The organism is Streptomyces palmae (assembly GCF_004684805.1).
Taxonomy (GTDB): domain Bacteria; phylum Actinomycetota; class Actinomycetes; order Streptomycetales; family Streptomycetaceae; genus Streptomyces; species Streptomyces palmae.
The window spans coordinates 1-2,796 of sequence record NZ_SRID01000569.1; the positions used below are offsets into that span (position 1 = coordinate 1).

At 72.4% G+C, this 2,796-nt stretch carries 4 protein-coding genes; 1 reads left to right on the forward strand and 3 read right to left on the reverse strand.

Features of this window, described 5'->3' with window-relative positions:
• Positions 1-611 (reverse strand): aldehyde dehydrogenase family protein (locus tag E4099_RS31000; RefSeq protein ID WP_135342430.1); only part of this gene is annotated, 611 nt, incomplete at its 3' end.
• Positions 612-841: 230 nt separating this feature from the next.
• Positions 842-1,327: a DUF4190 domain-containing protein gene (locus tag E4099_RS31005; RefSeq protein WP_135342427.1), complete on the reverse strand. Its 486-nt coding sequence runs from the start codon at positions 1,325-1,327 to the stop codon at positions 842-844.
• A 105-nt stretch (positions 1,328-1,432) separates the two neighbouring features.
• On the opposite strand from E4099_RS31005, the gene E4099_RS31010 reads away from it, so the two are divergent.
• A complete protein-coding gene (locus tag E4099_RS31010) occupies positions 1,433-2,083 on the forward strand; it encodes a riboflavin biosynthesis intermediates N-glycosidase (RefSeq protein ID WP_135342428.1) in 651 nt (216 codons plus the stop codon).
• Here E4099_RS31010 and E4099_RS31015 read toward each other — a convergent pair.
• Positions 2,008-2,796: DUF4190 domain-containing protein (locus tag E4099_RS31015; RefSeq protein WP_209446812.1), on the reverse strand; the 789-nt coding region annotated here is incomplete at its 5' end. The genes E4099_RS31010 and E4099_RS31015 overlap by 76 nt on opposite strands.

Here is a 2,796-nt window from a genome sequence, read left to right on the forward strand (position 1 = left end):
CCCGCCGCGCCGGCCGCCTGGGCGAACATCAGCGAGGTGAGGGGGGTGATCTCGGCGGGCTTGAGGACGATGGTGTTGCCCGCGGCGATGGCCGGGAGGATCTTCCACGCCGCCATCTGGAGCGGGTAGTTCCACGGAGCGATGGAGCCGATGACCCCGATCGGTTCACGGCGGACGTACGAGGTGTGGTCGCCGCTGTACTCGGCGGCGGCCTTGCCCTCCAGGTGCCGGGCGGCGCCGGCGAAGAAAGCGGTGTTGTCGATGGTGCCGGGGACGTCGAACTCGCTGCTGAGCTTGATCGGCTTGCCGCACTGCAGTGATTCGGCGGTGGCCAGGTCCTCGGCCGCCTCGGTGAGGGCGGCGGCGAAGCGGTGCAGGGCGTCGGACCGTTCGCCGGGGGTGGCGGCGGCCCAGCCGGGGAAGGCCGCGCGGGCGGCGTCGACCGCGGCGTCCACGTCGGCGGCGCCGGCCAGCCGGTAGCGCAGCAGTTCCTCACCGGTGGCCGGGTCGGTCACCGACTGGGTCCGCTCCGAACCGCCCGCCCGCTGCCGGCCCGCGATGTACTGGGCGCCGTCGGTGAACCGCTCCGTCGTGTCGAACCGCTGATCCATCGAGTAGGTCTCCTCCGCCTCCGGGCTCCGCGCACGGGCCATGGCGCCAGTCCGCGAGGGCGGTGGCGTGGCTCTGGCCGGGATTGATGGCTGATCCTGACAGAGGAGAGGCGCTTCAACAAGTGATTCCGTTGTTGCTTTTTGGCTTCTCAACGGATTCGGTCCTAGAACGCCCATCGGCCCCGACGGAATCCGTATCCGCCGGGGCCGATGGCTGCTGATCTCGTCGATCAGAACGTGGAATCGATGGCCGCGCCCAGGGCCGCCAGATAGATCAGCGGGACGGCCATGCCGACGATGCCGCAGACCAGGCCGGCGGTCGCCGAGCCGCCGTTGCTGGCCTCGCCCCGGCCGGCCTTCCCCTTGCCGATCGCGCCGAAGATGATCGCGAGGATGCCCAGGATCACCGCGAAAGCGAACAGGAAGTAGGTGATGCCGCAGACCAGGCCGATGATGCCGCAGACCAGCGCGGCGGTGCCCATGCCGTTGCTCTGCCCCATGGGCATCTGGCCGGGGTAGCCCGGATATCCCTGGTGGACGGGCGGCGCGGCCGGGTAGCCGGCCCCCGGATACTGCGGCAGCTGCTGTCCGGGCGGAGTGGGCGGCACACCGGGCGGGGCCGGGGGCTGGGCCGGCGGAGCCGACGGCTGCCCCGGGACGGCTTCATAGGAATTCTGACCGAAATGACCTGGTTGCCCAGGCTGCTGGGTGGTCATGCTGCTGGATCTCCCCTCCTGCGTGACGTCGCGTCATGCTAGGGGGTTGGCATACATCGGGTCATCTTTCCGGGACTGTCCGTACTGGATGGCACAATCACCTCCATGCACGGGGAGACGACACATCACACGAATCCGGACGGAGCCGCGGGGCCCAGGTCAGTGGCCGATCTGGTCGGGCTCGCCGCACGCGGCGAGCGGATCAGGTACGTGTGGTTCTGGGGGCACCGGCCGCGCTCGGACGGCAGTGTGGGGCCCGGTTGTTTCAGCCAGTGGTGGCCGGCGCCGTTCACCGTCGACGGGATCGTCTATCCGACCGCCGAGCACTGGATGATGGCGGGGAAGGCCCGGCTGTTCCAGGACGCCGAGGCCGAGCGGCAGGCGGTGGCGGCAGCCCATCCGCAGCAGGCCAAGAACGCGGGCCGGATGGTGCGCGGCTTCGACGAGGCGGTGTGGCAGGCGCACCGCTTCGAGCTGGTGGTGCAGGGCAATGTGCACAAGTTCGGCCAACACCCGCAGCTGCGCGCCTATCTGCTGGGCACGGGTTCCCGGGTGCTGGTCGAGGCCAGCCCGGTGGACCGCGTCTGGGGCATCGGGCTGACCGCGGACGACGAGCGGGCGGCGGATCCGTCCCGCTGGCGCGGGCTGAACCTGCTGGGCTTCGCGCTGATGGAGGCGCGTCAGCGGCTGGCGGCGGAGCCTTCGCCACCCGGGACCACCAGCACCACCGCGGGGCGTTCGGCACCGCGGGCCTGATCGTCGTCCTCGTCGTCGCGCGCGTCGGCGACGATGGCCAGGAGCGTGATGAGGCTGGCGACCACCGCCAGCGCGCCGAGGATCACCCCGGCCAGCGCCTGGCCCCCGTTGGTCGCCTCGCCCCGATTGGCCCGGCCGCGGCCCAGCAGCCCGAAGATGATCGCCAGGACTCCGCAGACCACGCCGCCCACCAACGTGAAGAACAGCGCCGCCCCGACGATGCCCAGCACCAGGGCGGCGGTGCCCTGACCGTTGCTGGGCAGATGGCCCGGGCCCTGCCAGCCGTAGGGCTGCCCCGGGTACGCGCCCGGCACGGCATAGGCGCCCGGCTGCCCGGGGTAGGCGCCCAGGGTCGGGTAGCCGGGCTGACCGTAGGGATACCCGTAGCCGGGCTGCGCGTACGGGGCGGGGCCGGGCAGCGCCCCGTAGTAGGCGCTGGGTGTACCGGGCCCGGTGGGCGCGATCGGGGGCGGCGGCACCGCGCTGGGCGTACCCGGACCGGTCGGCACCGGCGGGGGCGGCGGCACCGCTCCCGGACCGAAGGCCGACGGGACGCCGGGCATCGTCGGCGGACCGGGAAGCGCGAGGTCGGGAACGGCGGGCGCGCCGGGGCCGGGGGCCGCATACATCGGAGGGGTGGCCGACGAGCCGGCGGAGCCCAGGGCAGAGGACGCCGAAGCCAGGGCGTCGGCCACCCCTCCGATGTATGCCTG